Source organism: Solitalea koreensis (assembly GCF_900182575.1).
Classification (GTDB): domain Bacteria; phylum Bacteroidota; class Bacteroidia; order Sphingobacteriales; family Sphingobacteriaceae; genus Solitalea; species Solitalea koreensis.
Genome location: NZ_FXSZ01000009.1, coordinates 1 through 19906, shown reverse-complemented (window position 1 = coordinate 19906; position 19906 = coordinate 1). Strand labels below are relative to the sequence as shown.

Annotated in this window: 13 protein-coding genes; 6 read left to right on the top strand and 7 right to left on the bottom strand. The window is 38.1% G+C overall.

The genetic code is table 11. The annotated features are described in order from the left end of the window. The first annotated feature begins 83 nt into the window (after window positions 1-83). Both FN756_RS12345 and FN756_RS12340 read left to right on the top strand, forming a co-directional pair. A complete protein-coding gene (locus FN756_RS12345) occupies window positions 84-2717 on the top strand; it encodes a valine--tRNA ligase (protein WP_142604421.1) in 2634 nt (877 codons plus the stop codon). Window positions 2718-2864: 147 nt separating this feature from the next. Next, window positions 2865-3353 (top strand): copper resistance protein NlpE, encoded by a 489-nt coding sequence (locus FN756_RS12340; RefSeq protein WP_185955274.1) that lies wholly within the window; start codon window positions 2865-2867, stop codon window positions 3351-3353. Between the two features lie 118 nt (window positions 3354-3471). On the opposite strand, the gene FN756_RS12335 is transcribed toward FN756_RS12340, so the two are convergent. Both FN756_RS12335 and FN756_RS12330 read right to left on the bottom strand, forming a co-directional pair. Then, window positions 3472-3906 (bottom strand): hypothetical protein, encoded by a 435-nt coding sequence (locus FN756_RS12335; protein WP_142604419.1) that lies wholly within the window; start codon window positions 3904-3906, stop codon window positions 3472-3474. A gap of 81 nt (window positions 3907-3987) precedes the next feature. Then, window positions 3988-4455, bottom strand: coding sequence for a type I restriction enzyme HsdR N-terminal domain-containing protein (locus FN756_RS12330; RefSeq protein WP_142604418.1), 468 nt, complete (start codon window positions 4453-4455; stop codon window positions 3988-3990). Between the two features lie 61 nt (window positions 4456-4516). On the opposite strand from FN756_RS12330, the gene holA reads away from it, so the two are divergent. Then, entirely contained in the window at window positions 4517-5536 is a 1020-nt protein-coding gene (gene holA / locus FN756_RS12325; protein WP_142604417.1) for a DNA polymerase III subunit delta, read from the top strand. 177 nt (window positions 5537-5713) lie between these two features. On the opposite strand, the gene FN756_RS12320 is transcribed toward holA, so the two are convergent. From FN756_RS12320 to FN756_RS12305, 4 genes are all read right to left on the bottom strand, one after another. Beyond that, window positions 5714-7885 carry a right-handed parallel beta-helix repeat-containing protein gene (locus FN756_RS12320; protein WP_142604416.1) on the bottom strand — a complete coding sequence of 724 codons (2172 nt, stop codon included), beginning with the start codon at window positions 7883-7885 and terminating at the stop codon, window positions 5714-5716. Window positions 7886-8306: 421 nt separating this feature from the next. Continuing rightward, on the bottom strand, window positions 8307-9740 hold the full coding sequence (locus FN756_RS12315) for a TolC family protein (protein ID WP_142604415.1): 1434 nt from the start codon (window positions 9738-9740) through the stop codon (window positions 8307-8309). Window positions 9741-9750: 10 nt separating this feature from the next. Then, entirely contained in the window at window positions 9751-12966 is a 3216-nt protein-coding gene (locus FN756_RS12310) for an efflux RND transporter permease subunit (protein ID WP_142604414.1), read from the bottom strand. A 27-nt stretch (window positions 12967-12993) separates the two neighbouring features. Further along, window positions 12994-14076, bottom strand: a complete 1083-nt coding sequence (locus tag FN756_RS12305) for an efflux RND transporter periplasmic adaptor subunit (RefSeq protein WP_142604413.1) — start codon at window positions 14074-14076, stop codon at window positions 12994-12996. Window positions 14077-14524: 448 nt separating this feature from the next. Between FN756_RS12305 and FN756_RS12300 the strand changes: the two genes are divergently transcribed. Continuing rightward, a complete protein-coding gene (locus FN756_RS12300) occupies window positions 14525-14932 on the top strand; it encodes an EVE domain-containing protein (protein WP_142604412.1) in 408 nt (135 codons plus the stop codon). Between the two features lie 71 nt (window positions 14933-15003). On the opposite strand, the gene FN756_RS12295 is transcribed toward FN756_RS12300, so the two are convergent. Then, entirely contained in the window at window positions 15004-15522 is a 519-nt protein-coding gene (locus FN756_RS12295; RefSeq protein WP_142604411.1) for an acyl-CoA thioesterase, read from the bottom strand. Window positions 15523-15896: 374 nt separating this feature from the next. Here FN756_RS12295 and FN756_RS12290 point away from each other — a divergent pair, with 374 nt between their 5' ends. Both FN756_RS12290 and FN756_RS12285 read left to right on the top strand, forming a co-directional pair. Then, entirely contained in the window at window positions 15897-17474 is a 1578-nt protein-coding gene (locus FN756_RS12290) for a T9SS type B sorting domain-containing protein (protein WP_142604410.1), read from the top strand. A 361-nt stretch (window positions 17475-17835) separates the two neighbouring features. Further along, the coding region (locus tag FN756_RS12285; protein WP_142604409.1) for an HYR domain-containing protein at window positions 17836-19906 on the top strand (2071 nt) is incomplete at its 3' end.

Below are 19906 nucleotides of genomic sequence, written 5' to 3'. Positions count from 1 at the left end.
GGTCAATTTTCCCTATTTTTGCGACCAATTATTGGCTTTTTAAAAAATCGGTGTTGTCGTTTTAGAAGCATCGGTAAAATCATATTATGATATCAAAAACGTACAATCCTCGCGAAACAGAAGACAAATGGTACAGCTACTGGCTGGAGCAGAAATTTTTCAGATCAGTACCTGATGAACGTGAACCTTATACAGTGGTAATTCCACCGCCAAATGTTACCGGAGTTTTACACATGGGTCACATGTTGAACAATACTATTCAGGATGTACTGGTCCGTCGTGCGCGTATGCAAGGCAAAAATGCCTGTTGGGTACCAGGAACCGACCATGCTTCAATTGCTACCGAAGCAAAAGTAGTTGCCATGCTTAAAGAAAAAGGCATTGCAAAACGGGATTTAAGTCGTGAGGAATTTTTGAAATATGCTTGGGAATGGAAAGAAAAGTACGGCGGGATTATTCTGGAACAATTAAAGAAATTAGGTGCTTCATGCGACTGGGATCGTACTCGATTTACTATGGATCCGGCACTTTCAGAAGCCGTAATTGACACCTTTGTTCATCTGTATAAAAAAGGATGGGTTTACCGCGGCGTTCGTATGGTAAACTGGGATCCACAAGGAAAAACGGCTGTTTCTGACGAAGAAGTAATTCGTAAAGAAGTTAATCAGAAATTATATTATATCAAGTATAAGGTTTCGGGAGAAGATGATTATGTAATGATTGCTACTACGCGCCCTGAAACCATTATGGCCGATACTGCAGTATGTATTCACCCGGATGATGAACGCTTCTTGCATCTTCATGGAAAAAAGGTAATTGTACCATTGATCAATCGTGAGATTCCGATTATTATGGACGAATACGTAACCATGGAATTTGGAACAGGTTGCTTAAAAGTAACACCGGCTCATGATTTGAACGATTATGAACTTGGGGTAAAACATAAGCTTCCGGTTATTGATATTCTGAATGACGACGGAACTTTAAACGAAAAGGCAGAAGTCTTAATTGGAGAAGATCGTTTCATTGCCCGTAAAAAAATAGCCAAGCTTTTAGAAGAAGCTGGTCAGTTAGATAAGGTTGAAGATTATAAAAGTCAGGTTGGTTTCTCGGAGCGGACTGATGCGGTAATTGAGCCTAAGCTTTCATTACAGTGGTTCTGCAAAATGAGTGAATTGAGTAAACCTGCGCTTGACGTAGTGTTAAACGGGGAAGTTCGATTGGTTCCTGATAAGTTCATGAATACGTATCGCCACTGGATGGAGAATGTTAAAGATTGGTGTATTTCTCGTCAGTTATGGTGGGGCCAACGTATTCCGGCTTGGTACACTCCTAGCGGTGATTTTGTTGTAGCTAAAACTGCTGAAGAAGCACTTGTGCAGGCAAAAGCACAAAGCGGCAATCAGCAACTTACCATTAATGATTTAAATCAGGATGAGGACGTGGTTGATACCTGGTTCTCCTCATGGTTATGGCCAATTTCAGTATTTGATCCTACAGTTTTTGGTAATACCCAAAGTGAGGTAAACGCTGATTTGAACTACTATTACCCGACCAATGATTTAGTAACGGCACCTGAGATTCTTTTCTTCTGGGTTGCACGTATGATCATGGCCGGTAAAGAATTCCGCGGAGAAATTCCGTTTAAAAATGTTTACTTAACAGGTATTGTGCGTGATAAAATCGGCCGTAAAATGTCGAAATCATTGGGTAACTCACCTGATCCTTTGGATTTGATTGAGCAATACGGTGCAGATGGTGTACGTGTGGGTATGCTTTTCAGTTCGCCTGCGGGTAACGACCTTATGTTTGATGAAGGATATTGTGAACAAGGAAGAAACTTTGCTAATAAAATCTGGAATGCATTCCGCCTGATTCAAGGCTGGGAGGTGAAAGCGGGAGGCAATGATACGAATGAAATAGCCATTGCTTGGTTCGAAAATAAATTCAACGCTGCTTTAACTGAGATCGAAGAACATTATAACGGTTTACGTTTGAGTGATGCTTTGATGAGTACGTATAAATTGGTTTGGGATGACTTCTGTGCCTGGTATTTGGAAATGATCAAGCCAACATTCGGGGAGCCAATCGACAGGCAGACTTACGAAGCGACTATTACTATTTTTGAACGTTTGTTGAAGTTATTGCATCCATTTATGCCATTCTTAACCGAAGAGTTATGGCATGAACTCACCGAAAGAACCGAGAAAGATTGTATAATCGTTGCTCCTTTTCCAAAATCGGTTCCTTTTGATGCAAAATGCTTAAAGGAAATGGATGCTGTGTTGAGTATAATTTCTAATGTACGCAACATTCGTAATTCGAAACAAATTAGCCCGAAAGAAGCACTGCCTTTAGCTATAAAATCAAATGCTGATATTCATTATCAAGCTTACACTAATTTGATTTCAAAGTTGGCTAATACACCTGAAATCGCTTTTGTAAATGATAAAACGACCGGTGTAGGTTTTATGGTTGGAACGGATGAGTTCTTTGTCGATTTGGGTTCAAATATTGATGTTGATGCTGAACGTGAACGTATTACCAAAGAACTGGATTATTTGAAAGGGTTTTTAAAATCTGTTGATGCAAAATTGAGTAATGAACGTTTTGTTTCGAATGCAAAACCTGAAATTATTCAGAATGAACGTAATAAAAAGGCTGATGCTGAGTCAAAAATAAAAGCATTAGAAGATAGCCTTGCAACTTTAGTTTAATCTTTTTAGAAATAGTTTTAAGCCCTTAAAGATCATTATGCTTTAAGGGCTTTTTTATGGAATCTATTTAAAGGTCCTTCTTAATGCTTGTTAGCGAATTTTTCTTACGCGGTTTTTTTATGTAAATTCATGGATATTCATTCTCTTATGAAATTATTAATTCTGATCTCTGCTTTTGCTTTGTTAGTTAGTTGTCAATTAAATCAAAAGAAAGAAATAGCTGCTGAAAAATCTGAGGGTAGTGAAATCATTGATGTAGTACCGAAAGTTGATTCCCTTGAAAGGAAAATTCAGACAGAAGTTTATGAGGGAATACTGCCATGCGCTGATTGCGAAGGAATCAAAACTAAGATTACATTTTATGTTGATACAACCAATGCTTATGAAATGGAAGTTGTCTATATAGGCCGAAATGATAATAAACCCATTATTTCAACCGGAAAGTATACGATTGAGTTTGGTTATGGAAAAGATATTGATGCTGCACTGTATGTACTTAATTATAACCAACCGGGGCATGAGCGGTATTTTGTAAAATTAAGCAGAGATCCTAGGCGCTTGATTATGTTGGATAGGAATCGTCAAATAATTTATTCTAAATCCAAAATAAGTTATAAGCTGACAAGGAAGTTCTAAAGAAAGTTCCGTTGGCAAGAACTCTTTTTCGTTAATAGGGGGTGTAAAATGATAACAAAGGCCACTATCTTTCGATAGCGACCTTTCGACTTCAACCTAACCAAAATAAAAGTCTTGTTTAATTGTTCTTTTTACCAGCGTCTTTATTGTTTGCTTTGTAACGCATATCAGGAGTTCCATCTTTTTTAGTAGGTCCGGCAGCTTTTGTCTGATTTGCTTTGTAGCGCATATCAGGAGTACCATCTTTTTTCACCGGAGCTGCACTAGCTTTTTCTTGAGTATGGGTAGCTGCTTTCGCCGTTGACTCTGTTTTCTTTTTTTCCGTTGTAGCTTTTGGTGCGTCTGCTTTTGCTGAAGTTACAGTATTACTTGTTTGAGCAGTTTGCTGCTTAGCTGTGGTTGCTTTTTCTGTAGCTGCTTTTTTTGATTTAGCATCAGTAGTAGTGGCTGTATTTGCTGGTTTTTTAGCAGGCGTTGCAGGAGGTACAGTTTGAGCAAAGCTTAATGTGGTACCTAGTCCAATAACTGCAGCAATCATTAATAACTTTTTCATATCGTTTTGTTTTTGATAGTACTAATTTCTAAAACGAAAATGAAGAATAGATGAAGAAGGAAAAGTTTTAAGCGTTTGATTTTAACACCTTTTTATTCTGGAATATTCGGGTACTTCATTTAAAAACGTATACGATTTCAATTCATGATCAATTTCGCAACAGAAATGTTGTAAACCATTGGTAAGCACTATAATGGAAGCTTTATAGGTGCTATTATATCGAGCAAGTTGATCGAATGCTTTTTGGGAGAGTTTTACAGAGTTGGCTTTACATTCTACCAATAAAGTTTTGATTCCTTCATTATTGTAAACCAAAATATCTGAACGCTTTTGGAGCTCATTTACTTTTAATCCTCCTTCAATATTAATCAATCCTTTTGGGTAGTTTTTTTCATTGATTAAATACTGTACAAAATGCTGACGAACCCATTCTTCAGGAGTTAATACTAAGTGCTTTTTTCTCAGTTCATCAAAAATAAACAGTTTGCCTGCTACTTCTTTAAGCTGGAAAGGATAGGGTGGAAGGTTCAGTGCCGGTAATTGACTCATTGCACAAAGGTAATTTTTTGAATAAGCTTCAACAATCTTTGAAACTTTCTATTTTTACGGCATGACCGCAGCTGAGTTATTAAAAGAACTAAAATCCAAGAAATATCGTCCTATTTATTTTTTACACGGAGAGGAAGATTATTATATCGATTTGATAGGCAACTATATTGAGAACAATATACTCAGTGATGCTGAAAAAGGTTTTAACCAAACCGTTCTATATGGTAAAGATACTGACATGATCACCATTATGAACAATGCCAAACGTTATCCAATGATGTCGGATGTTCAAGTGGTAATGGTAAAGGAAGCACAGAATATTAAGTTTGGTAAGGCCGATAAAGATGGTGACCCCTTTGCGGCGTATGTTGATAATCCTTTGCGCTCAACTATTTTGGTGTTTTGCTATAAACACGGAAAAATAGACGGTCGGTTGAAGCTGTTCAAAAACATTGATAAGGTTGGAGTTCTATTTGAATCAAAAAAATTATACGATAATCAGGTTCCAGCGTGGATTAATGAATATATTGCAGAAAAAGGGGCCAAAATTGATCCCAAAGCTGTTGCTTTGTTAACGGAGTACTTAGGCACCGATCTTTCCAAAATTGCAAATGAACTCGATAAGCTTCTGATTAATATCCCTAAGGGAGGATCAATCGGCGCAAAGGAAATTGAAGCCAATATTGGTATTAGTAAAGAATACAATGTTTTTGAATTACAAAATGCCTTAGGTAAACGGGATGTGTTAAAGGCCAACCGGATTATCAATTATTTTGCAGCCAATAAAAAAGAAAACCCTGCGGTTGTTGTACTTGCTACCTTAGCCGGATATTTTATTAAAATTTTTACCTATCATTTTCTGAAAGATCGCTCTAAGCCTGCTGTAGCGTCAGCATTGGGTGTGAATCCGTTTTTTGTAGGAGATTATGAAGAAGCTGCAAGGAATTATCCTCTCAATAAAGTTGTTCACATTATCAGTTTATTACGTCAAGCCGATTTGAAATCAAAAGGGGTAGGAAGTACCGGCAATACAGATGACAGCGAACTGATGAAGGAACTGGTTTGGCAGATTTTGCATTAAAAGCTTTCGGTTAAATTTTTGGAATGATTGTTTTATGGTGAACAGAATTGAACTGTCGGCTATTAGCGCTGTAAAAACGAACATCGAAATGTCTTTTATAAAACCACAAAAAGCCTCAAATTATTGGGGCTTTTTGTGGTTTTTGAACCAACTAATCCATTTCTCCTACTTAAATGCTTATAGTTTATTGGACTGTTTTGGAAAAAACTCCGGTGAAAATTGTTTAATTCGTTCGTTTTTCATTTCTGCTTTCTTCTTCCAATCATTAGAACCATAAACTCCAGCCAAAGAATAGTTAAATGGTTTGAATCCTATTTTATTGCAGAGATTAAGATTTTTGAATCCAAAATTGTATGATTCCGCCGCAATAAACATAGGGTTTTCTATAACTGAGTGTTGATCTTTTCCAAGATTTTGCCAATCCTTAAAACTATATTTATCGAAAGCAATATTTCCGGAGCTGGTTTCCCAATAGCAATTATTATCAGATACAATATTAACTTTAGACCAATTATTCGAGGTCAAATTTCCATTCGAGTAATAAATAATATTATTGGTGAAGTTAAACGATAGGTGTTTTTCCACTCGTGTAGCAGCCAGTTGGGCCTTTTCATTAAAGGCAAAGATATTGTTGCGAATAATGTTGTTTCTGCCAAAATGCTGATGAAAACCTTGACTTTTGCAATTATATACCAAATTGTTTTCCATCAATATCCCGGTTGATCCTTCATCTGTATATAATCCCCAACCGCCATAACTATGTGCTGAAATGTCATGAAGCGTATTGTTGCTTACGATTGTTCCTTCTGAAGGACCGAGCGTATAAATACCTCCCATATCACTTAATACACCCCATCCAAGATGATGAATATGGTTGAATGCAATGGTATTGCGTTTAGAAGCACTGTATGAATATCCCCAAACCCAACCAACAGAAATACCTGAATAATAAAGGTCTGAGATTTCGTTATGGGTTAAAGTGTTATCTGCCCCATTAAAAATGCATATTCCTACTGCAGCCGGGAATATTTTACCACCACCAGTAATGATGTTGTTGTCTACTTTTATATGATGAGTAAGGTAACGATTAAAGTTAATTGAATCGATAGGATCATATTTTAGGCTGTCGCTATAAATATCTTGCTTCTTTTTCTGTGCAAGTACTTCTCCGATTTTAATCCCTCCGGCACCCAAATCCTGCATAAGGCAATGTTGAATAGTACAGTTAGAACATGCTTTTCTGAACCAGATTGCATAATTGGCAGTCTGCACTATTTGACAATTAATAAACGAGATATTGTTTGCAAAATCAACCATTACTGCTCCCTCAACATCGGCAGCAGCTTGTACGGGATCCTTGCCGTTTACGCCCGTTTGATAGCGGGTAAGCTTGAAGCTAAGATTTTCAAAACGAATGTTTTCAATTTTCTTACCCTCATCGCCATTTATAACAATAAACTGATCGTTTGTCGGAGCGGTAAAGCGGGTATTCTCAATAGTTTCTCCTGGTAATGGAATATACAGTAACTCTCCCTTTCGTGATAAAAACCATTCTCCAGGCATAGTTAAAGCCTTACGATAGTTTTCGACTGAATAAAGACTGTTTTTTTCAATTTTGTTCCACGGTTTCATCGCCTTTCCTTCGGTATACAGTTTTAGACTATCAGAATTAAAGTAATGAAGAGGTTTTCTCGTATAATCCCATTTGTGATAAAAATTTAAGACTACATCGCTGCATTCGGTTTGGTCGATCGATTTTATCGCCATTGCATCAGTACTGTCGATGCTAATCTCCTGAATGGCAAAACCAGTGTTTTTCTCATCTTTCTTCTCCAGTATTTTTTCACTTGTGTTTTTAATATAATAAAAACCATTATCTGGACTTTTGGCTCTTTGAGCTCTTTTATCATTTACAAAAAGCTGCTCGAAATACCATCCGAATAGTACTGTCTGCGGAATATCTGCTTTCCAAAGTTGATCATTGAGCATTTTAAAACCCTTCAATTCAATGCCACCATAGAAAACCGGAGCGGCTCCCTTAGCAGCTATAAATATTACCGGTGATTGTGGAGTGCCGCTATCTTCACTACTCAGCTCAAGCGGTTTTGACATATAGTAAATCCCGTTTTCAACAATAACATACACGGGTTCATTGATCGTTCTTTGCTTTCGCAACTGCCTTATTTTATCCCTTGCGCCAGTGAGTGTAAGTAAAGGGCTCTCTTTATTACCCTTATTACTGTCTTTGCCGGTTGGTGAAACATATACTTCAATGCTGAAAGCATTTTCAGCAAAGCTTAAAAAAATGAAAAGGAAACAAAAAATAAGTTTCTTAATACTTCTTATCATGGATAAATGTTAAAATTGGTTACTTGTTTGGCTTTAAATAAAAACTGCAAAGTTAAAGAGTGATAATAGTCGTAGTATTCTATATGTTAAATGAATAACTCAGTGTATTTTGTTTGTTTATTAAAAGGCATAAAAAAGAACTTCGTGTAATAATTTAATTTGCCAAAACGGTTTTCATCGGGAACATAGCCTATTGGTTAAAAAAATCAAATTTGTCGGGCAATTTTAAGGATTTTTTAAATAATCCAATAGATGTTGTTTGTTTTAATGATTTGTTCTCTTCTAAGTTACAATAAAGCAGAAAGCCATCTTTTTTTCATAGTTTCCGTCATCAAATTTAGATGTAAAAACAAAAGCGTTGTAAATTTTGCATTTACAACGCTTTGTTAATGAATACCGATTTTCAATCTTGTTCTTTAAATCAGTCCCATCCGCCGCCTAAAGCTTGGTAAATATTTACCACAGCATTCAGTTGCTGTTTTTTGGTTTCTGTCAGCTCCAATTTGGCTTGCAAAGCATCTCGTTGGGTCATTAATACTTCCAAATAATCAGCTCTTGCAGACCGGAAAAGGTCATTCGAAATAGTTATTGAGTTATTAAGCTCAGTAACTTGCTTTGATTTCAAGTCGTAACTTTTTTGCAAGTTGTTAATGTTTGACATTTGATTGGCCACTTCAACATAAGCGTTTAAAACGGTGCGCTCATAGTTATAAACAGCTTGTGTTTGCTTAGCATTGGCTGTGGCATATTCAGCCTTTATCGTATTTCTATTGATCAGCGGTTGAATCAGGTCTCCTGCTAATGAATAGAGCACCGATTCCGGAAATTTAAAAAAGTAATTCGGGCTGAATGCTTGTAAGCCAATTGAAGCAGAGATGCCCAAGGAAGGGTAAAACTCTGCTCTTGCTGCTTTAACATCCAGTTTTGCCGCCGCTAATTCTAATTCAGCCGCTTTAATATCCGGACGATTGGCTAAAAGTTGAGATGGAATGCCTGTATGCACCTCCGAAGGTAACATATCCGCAATATTAGCCGAACTTCTTACAATAGGCTGTGGATATCTACCTAACAGAAAATTGATTTTGTTTTCTGTTTCGCTGATCTTTTGCTGAAGATCATATTGTAAACTTTTTGAGTTTAACACTTCGGCTTCAAATTTCCGCACTGCCAATTCTGTAACCCTGGAAGCTTCTTTTTGGATTTTTACAACCTCTAAAGCATTGTTTTGTAATTCTATGTTCTTTTTGACTATGGCCAACTGACTATCAAGCGTCAATAATTCGTAATACGAGTTGGCAATTTCGGCTATAAGGTTGGTCAAAACAAAATTTTTGCCCTCAACAGTGGATAGATATCGGTTTACAGCTGCTTTCTTTGCATTGTGCAATTTGTTCCAAATGTCAGCCTCCCAAGTACCATAAACGCCAATTAAATAATCAGGAAGGGCATCAGGAACCGGTTTCCCGGGCGTAATTTCCGTTGAAGCATCCCCAGCACCTTGGCTGGTGTATCGGCCTACTTTTTCTACGCCTGCCCCTGCCCGTGCTACAACTGTTGGCAATAAATTGCTTTGTTTCAGCCGAATTTCGTTCCTTGCAATTTCAAGTTCCTGTAAAGTAATTTGCAGCTCTTGATTACGATTTAATGCCGTGTCGATTAAATTCTTCAAATTTGGATCAGTGAAAAAATCTTTCCACTGGATTTTGCCTGTATTCAGAGTATCAGTTGAGCTGCCATAACTCGCGGGTACTTGTTTGTTTTCTGTTTTCTGAATGACCGCTGGCACTTTACAGCTTGCCATTGCCAGACAAATACCCGCCAAGCTTGCACTCCAATATATTTTTTGCTTAAACATTGTTTTCAATTTATTCACTTAACAGGTGTCCTTCTTCAATTCCAACCATGTGACCGTCGGTTAATTTGTTTTCAATTTCTTCGGTCAGTGGCTGTTCATCTTCATTTCTAATCAGCTTATATCTTTCGGCTATTTTACCAAAGATGTAATACAGTCCAGGTATAATAACAATCCCGAACACGGTTCCAAACAGCATGCCTCCGGCTGCCGCCGATCCAATGGTTCTGTTTCCAATTGCTCCAGGCCCTGTTGCAACAACCAATGGGATTAATCCGGCGATGAATGCAAATGAAGTCATCAAAATTGGGCGGAACCTTACCTTGGCGCCTTCCAGTGCGGCCTTCTTTACAGAAAAACCTTCACTGTGCTTCTGTACCGCAAATTCAACTATCAGTACAGCATTTTTACCCAATAAACCAATGAGCATAACCATTGCCACCTGTGCATAAATGTTGTTTTCGAGTCCAAATAATTTTAAGAATAAGAAGGAACCGAAAATTCCAGCAGGTAGCGAAAGAATAACCGATAGCGGCAGAATAAAGCTCTCATATTGTGCCGCCAGGATAAGATATACGAAACCCAAGCAGATAAGGAAAATATAAACGGCCTCGTTTCCTCTTGATACCTCATCCTTTGAAATACCTGCCCAATCGATTCCGAAACCTCTTGGTAATGTTTTTTCTGCAACTTCAATAATAGCTTTAATGGCTTCACCACTGCTATAGCCCGGAGCCGCCTGACCACTGATTTCAGAAGAGTTATACATATTATGACGAGTAATTTCTGACAAGCCATAAACTTTTTCCATTTTCATAAAAGCAGAGAATGGAACCATCTCTCCTTTATCATTTTTAACATAAAGTTTAAGTACGTCTTCAGGTAAAGCCCTATACTGCGGTAGAGCCTGCACCATCACTTTATATTGGCGATCGAACTTGATGAAGCTGGTTTCATAGTTACTACCTATTAAAGTCGAAAGCGTGTTCATCGCATTGTCAATAGTTACACCTTTTTGTTGTGCAATATCATTGTCGATGCGTAACATGTATTGAGGGAAACTGGCACTATAAAATGTAAATACAGATGATAATTCAGGTCTTTTGCTCAATTCTTTTACGAAATCACGACTTACCGTTTCCATTTTTTTGTAATCGCCACTTCCAGCTTTGTCCAATAAGCGTAATTCGAAACCTCCCGCTGCTCCGTATCCGGGTACCGCCGGCGGTTGGAAGAATTCTATACTCGCACCTGTAATACCTTTCGATTTTTCTTCCAGTTCATTGATGATATCCTGAGCTGATTCTTTTCGGTCTTTCCAGTCTTTTAGGTTGATCAAACAAGTACCGGAGTTTGCGCCGGTTCCTTCAGTTAGAATTTCATACCCTGCTAGTGATGAAACCGATTGGATGCCATCAATGCCTTCGGCAATTTTTTGAAGGTTCTCAGCAATTTGATTGGTTCTTTCCAAGGAAGATCCAGGAGGCGTTTGAATGATCGCATAAACCATTCCCTGGTCTTCGTTTGGTATAAAGCCGGTAGGAACATTGCTGTTCAGAACACCAACGCCAGCACAAAAAGCGATGAGTATACCAAAGGTTAGGATGCGTCTTGTGACTACTTTGTTGAGTGCAATTTGGTAGCGAATAGATAGCTTGTCGAATAAACGGTTGAACTCGCCTAAAAAGCTGTCAATAATCGTTTTCTTTTTGACTTTACCATGGTTGTTTTTTAACATCATGGCACAAAGAGCGGGAGTGAGGGTAAGGGCCACCAAGCCAGACAGAATGATTGCTGTGGCCATGGTGATGGAAAACTGACGGTAAAAAATACCCACCGGCCCTGACATGAATGCTACCGGAATAAATACAGCGGCCATTAAAAAGGTAATAGCGATAATGGCCCCGCTTATTTCTTTCATGGAACGCTGTGTTGCCTTCAATGCCGAAAGATGATATTTCTCCATGTTCGCATGCACCGCTTCTATCACAACAATGGCATCATCTACAACTACACCAATGGCTAATACCAGCGCAAAGAGTGTGATTAGATTTAGCGTAATACCAAAGAATTGCATGAACACGAACGTTCCCACAAGAGATACCGGTACAGCAATGGCGGGGATGATCGTTGATCGCCAATCGCCCAGAAAAATGAATACTACTAAACCAACCAATATAAAGGCTTCCACAAGTGTGTGGATTACTTTTTCAATAGATGCATCTAAGAACTTTGATACGTCATAACTGATTTCGTAATCTAAACCTTTGGGAAAATCTTTAGACTTGATTTCCTTCAGCTTGGCTTTCACATCCGCAATAACCTGGCTAGCATTGCTACCATAAGCCTGTTTTAATACAATTGCAGCCGACGATCTTCCATTAAGGTTAGAATACAAATCGTACATTGAGCTGCCGAATTCGATGTCTGCAACATCTTTTAATCGCAGCAATTCTCCGTTTGGACTAGAGCGCAATACAATGTTTGCATACCCATCCTTAGTGCTAAACCTGCCCGGGTATTTTAATACATATTCAAAAGCTTGTGATCTTTTACCTGAACTTTCTCCCGTTTTACCTGGTGAGGCTTCGATACTCTGTTCGTCCAGGGCTTTCATAACCTCATCGGCAGAAATTTTATAGGCCAGCATGCGATCTGGTTTTAGCCAAATTCTCATCGCATATTCACGATTCCCCAAGATATCGGCAAAACCCACTCCGTCAACCCTTTTCAGTTCAGATAGAATATTAATATCGGCAAAGTTGTAAATGAAATTTTCGTTCAGTTTTGGGTCCTTGCTGTAGAGGTTAATGTACATCAACATGTTAGACTCTTCACGGCTGATTTTAACACCCTCACGAATTACCAGTGGCGGAAGTTTATTGGTTACAGCGGCCACACGGTTTTGAACATTAAGAGAAGCTTGGTTAGGATCAGTTCCTAAGTTGAAAACCACTTGAATGCTCGCTTCGCCATCATTACCGGCATCAGAAGCAATGTACTTCATTCCCGGTATACCGTTAAGCGCTCTTTCCAATGGAATTACCACTGATTTAATCAAGAGTTCGTTATTGGCACCCGGATACTCTGCAGTAATATTCACCTTTGGAGGTGAAATTGATGGGAACTGTGTTACCGGCAAATGTGTAATAGCCAGTACACCCAAAAACACTATAATAAGTGATATTACGATAGAAAGGACAGGCCTTTGTATGAACTTGTTAAACATAAAATTAATTTTGAAGAGGTGTTGACACTATTCGGCTTTTAGCTTTAGCTGCCCTAAGACAGCTTTGGGGTCTTGAAATTGACAGGAAATCTTATCGTCTTCTTTCACTTTTTGCACACCTTCGAGTAAAATTTTATCTCCGGCAGTTAAGCCATTACTCACAATGTAAATGTCGGGAAGCTCTGATGATATAGTAATTTCTCTTGGTTTTACCACATTGTTTTTGTCTACTATGAATACAAAGAGTTTATCTTGTAACTCATAAGTTGCTTTTTGAGGAATTACAAGAGCATTTTTAATGGGTACTACCATTTGTACTTTCCCGGTTTCGCCGTTTTTTAACAGTTGTCCCGGATTAGGGAATCTTGCTCTAAAAGCGATGTTGCCGGTTTCGTTATTAAACTCGCTTTCAACTGTTTCTACTTCGCCTTTTGCTTTCAACATTTCATTGTTGGCCAAGACCAAACTAACTGTTTGTCTCTTGCCTTTATTAGCGCTACTCTGATAGTTTAAATATTCAGGCTCAGAAACATTGAAGTAAGTGAATACCTGACTGTTGTCTGACAAGCTCGTTAGTAATTCCCCTTCATCGACTAGGCTTCCCAACTTTAGCGGAATTCGGTCAATCGTTCCATCAAAAGGAGCTTTGATCTCTGTAAATGAAAGATGAAGTTTCGCCAAGGATGCTTCGGCTTTTGCCTGATCTAATTTTGCTTTAGCCATAGCCAATTCATTCTTTGAAACAATATTTTTATCGGCCAAGGTTTTTGTGTTTTCAAACTCAATTTCTGAAGCTTTTGCTTCTGCCTCTGCTTTCAATAGTTCCGCCTCATAAACCTTTGGCATGATCCTGAATAATAGCTGACCGGCTTTTACTGACTGACCCTCATCAACATAGATGTTTTGTAAATAACCTTTTTCCTGCGCTCTAATTTCAATGTTTCTTACCGAGCGGATTTGCGAAACGTATTCTTTAGTAAACGAGGTGTCAATGGTTAACGGATTAGTAACAGCATAAATGCTTGTCTCTTCTTTTACTTCTTCTTTCTTTTGTTTGCAACTAGCTTGTAGCAAGGCACAAGCGCTTGCAAGCAATACAACTCTCTTCATTATATTATAATTAGTCTAAAATCTGGTTAAAATTAAATGCGCTGTTTGAATGGTTTAGAAAGTCGAACAGGTCGACCGATTATCGTTTTGATAATCATGAATTGGGGATGCGATTGATTGTTGCCCATAAAAAAGAAAAATTGAAAAATTAACATTGGTCATGTGGCAAAGAAAATCCAGTTTTATGAAGTTTTTATGAAGAGAACAAAAGGAAGGGGAGTAAAAGAGAAAGTTTTCTCATTTTCCTAATGGTTCTATTTATAGGAGCGACCTGAAATTATAAAAAACAAAGAGGAGGGTGTGTTGAATTAAGCTAAAGTTCAATATGGTTGACTAGGATAGTAATTGCTTTTTCATTTTATGCTCATGTTTAGTTTATCTTTGTCCCTAATTGCTGTCACCAATTGGCAGAAAAAGCCCTTTTTAAACACTCTAAAAGCAAAAAACAATGAACTACTGGTTGGTAAAAAGCGAACCTTTTAAATATTCCTGGGAAAAATTTAACGAAGATGGCCGTACCTTTTGGGATGGGGTAAGGAATTATCAGGCTCGTAATAATTTGAAAGCGATGAAAGAAGGCGATTTGGTCTTGTTTTATCACAGTAATGAGGGGAAAGAGGTAGTTGGTATTGCAAAAGTGGTGAAGGAATTTTATCAAGATCCTACCACTGAAGATCCTAATTGGGTTGTTGTCGATTTAGCACCGGTGGAAAGTTTGAAAAAAACAGTTACTCTTGAAACGATAAAATCAGATGAACGATTAAAAGATATTTCTTTAGTTCGTCAAGGTCGTTTGTCTGTAATGCCTCTGAAAAATGAAGAGTTTGATAGAATAGTGGAGCTTTCAGCTCAATAGAAAGCTAAAGGTTTTAGGTGAGGGTTAGTATATTATCATTAACCATAATCCTAAAACCTTTAAACTTAAAATTATTCTTCCGGAAAAAACAAGGCTTTTAACTCAGTTGCTTCATCAGGTAACATTTTTCCTCCTAAAATTAAGCGCAATTGTCTGCGTCGTAATGCGCCATCATAATATTTTTTTTCGTCTTCTGATTCAGCAATCACTTCCGGAACTGGTACAGGTTTTCCTGTATGATCAAGCGCAACAAAGGTGTAATAGGCCTCATTACTTTTAAAACGTGTTCCATTGGGAATATTTTCTCCCCATACGTCCAATCGCACTTCCATGGATGTATTAAACGCTCGGGTAACTTTTGCATGAATGGTTACCACATCACCTAAACCAATAGGATTTTTGAACGAAACATTGTCAACAGAAGCTGTAACCACTACACTGTTTGAATGTTTTTGCGCGGCAATACCTGAAGCAATATCCATCATGTGTAATAATCGTCCCCCCATTAAATTATTTAAGGTATTGGTGTCATTGGGTAACACCAACTCATTCATTATCGTTAGCGACTCCTGTGCTAGTTTTGCTTTCATTCCTGAACTAAATTTTAATTTATTTAGGGCAAAGATAATTATTGATTGCAATGTTTTAACTATCAATAATTCAGCATGTTTTGCTTTTAAGTTCTAGTTTCAATTTTTGGGTTAAATAAATAAAGTTTGAGCCAAAATTTTGAAGAAAAGTCCATGCCAATTGCTTCTTTGTAGGGAAAAAAATACAGAATAACACTTTTTCAAATAATCCAAAACCTTGTAGGCATATCTAAAACAAAAAATATAACTGGCATGTACTTTGACCTTATGGCATTCACTTAACTTATATCGCATTAAAAATGAATTGGATAGGTTAAGTGAAATTTATGAAGGCTATGTAAACACATTACTACCTCTACCTAAATCTATTTTTTATGTACACTAGATCTCAGCGTTCTCCCATTCCTGAATACTACACCTATACAAGGTGGTTATTAGTACTCATCTTCGTTGTTTTAATTGTTATTTGTTTTGGATCATTTGCCAATGCCAAAGCCGTTGAAAATGTTCGATCTAATGCAACTTTTTTAATGAGTAGTTTATTTGCTCATCGTTCTTCTATCTTATTTGCGAAATCTTCAAAGCCGGATAGTGCTGATATTTACGTGAGTAAAAGCGTATCTATCAGTACAACGGTGTTAGGCCAAAAGTTTGATTATACAATTAAAGTTGGAAATAAGGGGCCTTCAGTTTCGAAACAAGTATTAATGATTGATACTTTACCTGATAATATTGATTATCAGTCATCTGTTGTTAGCGTAGGAGCTATTACTGTTAATGGTAAAATAGTTACTTGGGAATTAGGAGATATGAATGTAGCAGCACTTGAAACCTTAACACTTACAGTAGTAACAGTTAAAAAAGGAACTTTTCGTAATAAAGCAAACCTGAAATCTCAAACACCCGATTGTAATAAATGTAACCAGGCAATAAGTCCACAGGTACAGTGTTACGATTTTGCGGACATCGGCATCCAAAAAACCGTAAACAAAGATTCTGTGTTACTTGGAGATACTTTTGAGTACAAATTAAAGGTGAGTAATAAAGGCCCATTAACTGCTCAATCCACGTATGTTATTGACACATTACCAAAGCAACTTGAATTTGTTTCAGCCAGCTTAAGTGTTGGAACCTTTGGAATAAACGATAACAACTTTAAATGGACAGTTGGTGATGTTCCAAACGGGCAATCAGCAGAGGCAATTTTAAAAGTAAAAGCTGTGCACCCCGGTGTCTTTACCAATTCAGCCATTGTTTATGAGCAAAGTTCAGATCCGGTGCTTGAAGATACCATTTCTACTTCGCCGACAGTTATAATCTATGAAAATGCAGATGTTTCCGTATTTAAAGTTGCTAACCAGTCAGTTATTGCCTTAAATGATGAATTTTATTATACCGTTACGGTGAAAAATTCGGGGCCAACCTCTGCCAAAATGATAAAAGTTGCCGATACACTTTCTGAAAGCTTAGAGTACATAGGCGCTGAGGCTGGATCTGGAATAATTAACTGGGAACCAAATCAAAGATTAATAAGTTGGGATTCTTTTGACCTTAGTAATGGGGAAGAGGTAGTGTTAAAATTAAAGGTGAAAGCGATAAAAATAGGTGAACTTAAAAATATTGCTTCTGTAAAATCTTCGGTTACTGATAATAACCTATCAAATAATACAAGTGAATGCATTAAGAATGTAATTGGCTTAAGAATTCCTAATGTTTTTTCTCCAAATGGCGATGATATTAACGATACGTTTGTAATCGATGGAATTGAAGCATGGCATCATAATGAACTTACCGTTATGAATCGTTGGGGGAATAACGTGTTTTACAAGGAAAATTATAAAAATGATTGGAATGGTTCGAGTCTATTACCTGGAACTTATTTCTATGTAATCACTGTAAGTAATGAAACTACACAACAGCAGGTGTTTACTGGTTGGGTTTTAATAAAATAAGTAATGAAGAAAATGAAATTATAAGTGGCATCGGAATTGCGTACTTTATAGTGCATAGCGACTAATTAATGCTATAAAACATTTTTTAAACTATAAATAACAATAATTGTCTGTTTTTTAAACAAATAGAGTGGAAAAAAAGACAATTAAATTAAAGGACTAAAAAAATAAAATATGTAAAAAATAGCGACTCTCTCTCTTCTAAATTTCTCTCTCTCAATTAAATAATCAACCCAATTTTGCTGGATTAAGAAGCAATTTTTATGCTTTAAACTCTAAGGTTATGCTATATAGTCTATGGGTTTTATACGCTTAATCCAAATCAAATGTTGCCATGAACTTATAAGTTAATTAAATAACTATGAAAGCAAAATGCCTCTCTTTCAGTTCACTCCACTTAAACAGCATCTGTTTTAGAAAGGATAAAATCGACAGGTTATTATTGGGAATGTTCTTCGTTTTGCTATTGATGAATGTAACTAGTGTAAAAGCACAAGTAATTGATGTTCATCTTGAGAATAGTCCGGACGCTACCTGGACTTATGTTACCACCAGCAGGAGTAGTGATTTTTGTAGCCAAGGGAAGACCGAGTGTATTAAATTTAAGCTTTACTTAAACCCTGATGTCGGAGGGGTGAGTTTTAAAGTAGCAAAGGGGGCAGCATCAGTAGGATCAGCCGATTACAAAGTTGATTGCGGGGCATCTAAAGCCTTAGGTGAATTATCCTGTGTTACGCCCCATACAGATGGAACACCAACAGAAATTGTATTTTGTAAACCTGGCAACGATGAGTATACCTATACCATTACCTCTGTTAAGAAACCTGCTGTTCCAAAAGATATTGATGTTCGTGTAGATTGTTCTGGACAGATTGATTTTGGTGCCGTTCAAACAGGTACAATCCTTACAATTAACTCAACAGATCCTGGTACACCCGGTCTATATAATAATAGACTAAGTTCCACAAACGTTACCTCACGATATATTTATTATACAACGACTTCAAATATACCTGAAACGATTACCTATCAGGTTACTGGAACTATAAAGGATGGCTGTGGAAATGTTTTGCCGGTAAGTGGGTCCTTTAAAGTGAATAGTTTCCCTGCATTAACATCGGTTGTCACAGCTAATTCTGCTTCATTATGTGGAGGGAGCTCTGTTACTCTGCAAGCAAACGCAACAGGAGGAAAACCTCCTTATATCTATCAATGGCAAAAAGATGGAGTTGATATTTCCGGAGCTACAGGAAGCTCCTATAGTACAACAATAGCTGGATTATATACTGTTGTAGTAAAAGATCAGATTACAGCTTGCGGTTCAATTATTTCGAGTCCTCCTTTTACAGTATCTCAAAATCCTAAACCCACCGCAACCATTAGTGGAGGAACAATAATTTGTCCTGGATCATCTACTCCATTAAATATTGCTTTAACAGGAACAGGGCCTTGGTCAGTAACCTATACAGATGGAATCACACCGGTTACTGTAAACGGAATTAATTCGAGCCCGTATCAATTTTCAGTTTCACCTGCTTCATCTAAAACATATACCATTAGCAATGTATCTGATTCAAAATGCAATGATGTTGGAACGGGTAGTGCTACTGTGACAGTTGATGATGTTACGCCGCCAACTGCCAATTGTAAAAACATTGCCATACAGTTAGATGCCAGCGGCGCAGCCAGCATTACGGCAGCAATGATAGACAATGGTTCGAATGATAATTGTAGTTCAGTGACCTTGTCGGCCAGTAAAACCAGTTTTGATTGCACGAACATCGGGGCTAATAATGTGACCTTAACCGTTACCGATGCTAAAGGCAATAAATCAACTTGTACAGCGGTGGTAACGGTAGAAGATACGCAGAAACCAACCATCATGGCGACAGCCCCAGTGACGGTTCCTGCCGATGCGGGCGCCTGTTCAGCGGTAATCGCCTTAATGGCACCAACGACTGGGGATAACTGCGGTGTAGCTTCGGTAACCAACAATGCCCCAGCATCAGGTCGCTTCCTAGTAGGTATCACTACTGTAACTTGGACGGTGACGGATAATAGCGGAAACAGGGAGACAGCTACCCAGGCAGTGACGGTGAATGATACAGAGAAACCGGTATTGGCAGCTCCGGCAGCCGTAACGCAGTCCGCCGATGCGGGCGCCTGTACAGCGGTGATCGCCTTAACGGCCCCAAGCGCGACCGATAACTGCGGTATTGCAGCAAGGGGCGTCACCTCCAGCGGCATCCCGGCAGGCAATGCATTCCCGGTGGGCAGCACCACGGTCACCTGGAGCGTAACCGATATCCATGGCAACACGAGCACCCAAACCCAGGAAGTGACGGTGAATGATACGGAGAAACCGGTATTGGCAGCTCCGGCAGCCGTAACGCAGTCCGCCGATGCGGGCGCCTGTACAGCGGTGATCGCCT

Excerpts from the sequence above, each read along its gene's own strand:
- FN756_RS12340 (WP_185955274.1), top strand. The coding sequence starts at position 2,865 with ATGAAATTATTAATTCTGATCTCTGCTTTTGCTTTGTTAGTTAGTTGT.
- FN756_RS12335 (WP_142604419.1), bottom strand. The coding sequence starts at position 3,906 with ATGAAAAAGTTATTAATGATTGCTGCAGTTATTGGACTAGGTACCACA.
- FN756_RS12330 (WP_142604418.1), bottom strand. The coding sequence starts at position 4,455 with ATGAGTCAATTACCGGCACTGAACCTTCCACCCTATCCTTTCCAGCTT.
- holA (WP_142604417.1), top strand. The coding sequence starts at position 4,517 with ATGACCGCAGCTGAGTTATTAAAAGAACTAAAATCCAAGAAATATCGT.
- FN756_RS12320 (WP_142604416.1), bottom strand. The coding sequence starts at position 7,885 with ATGATAAGAAGTATTAAGAAACTTATTTTTTGTTTCCTTTTCATTTTT.
- FN756_RS12315 (WP_142604415.1), bottom strand. The coding sequence starts at position 9,740 with ATGTTTAAGCAAAAAATATATTGGAGTGCAAGCTTGGCGGGTATTTGT.
- FN756_RS12310 (WP_142604414.1), bottom strand. The coding sequence starts at position 12,966 with ATGTTTAACAAGTTCATACAAAGGCCTGTCCTTTCTATCGTAATATCA.
- FN756_RS12305 (WP_142604413.1), bottom strand. The coding sequence starts at position 14,076 with ATGAAGAGAGTTGTATTGCTTGCAAGCGCTTGTGCCTTGCTACAAGCT.
- FN756_RS12300 (WP_142604412.1), top strand. The coding sequence starts at position 14,525 with ATGAACTACTGGTTGGTAAAAAGCGAACCTTTTAAATATTCCTGGGAA.
- FN756_RS12295 (WP_142604411.1), bottom strand. The coding sequence starts at position 15,522 with ATGAAAGCAAAACTAGCACAGGAGTCGCTAACGATAATGAATGAGTTG.
- FN756_RS12290 (WP_142604410.1), top strand. The coding sequence starts at position 15,897 with ATGTACACTAGATCTCAGCGTTCTCCCATTCCTGAATACTACACCTAT.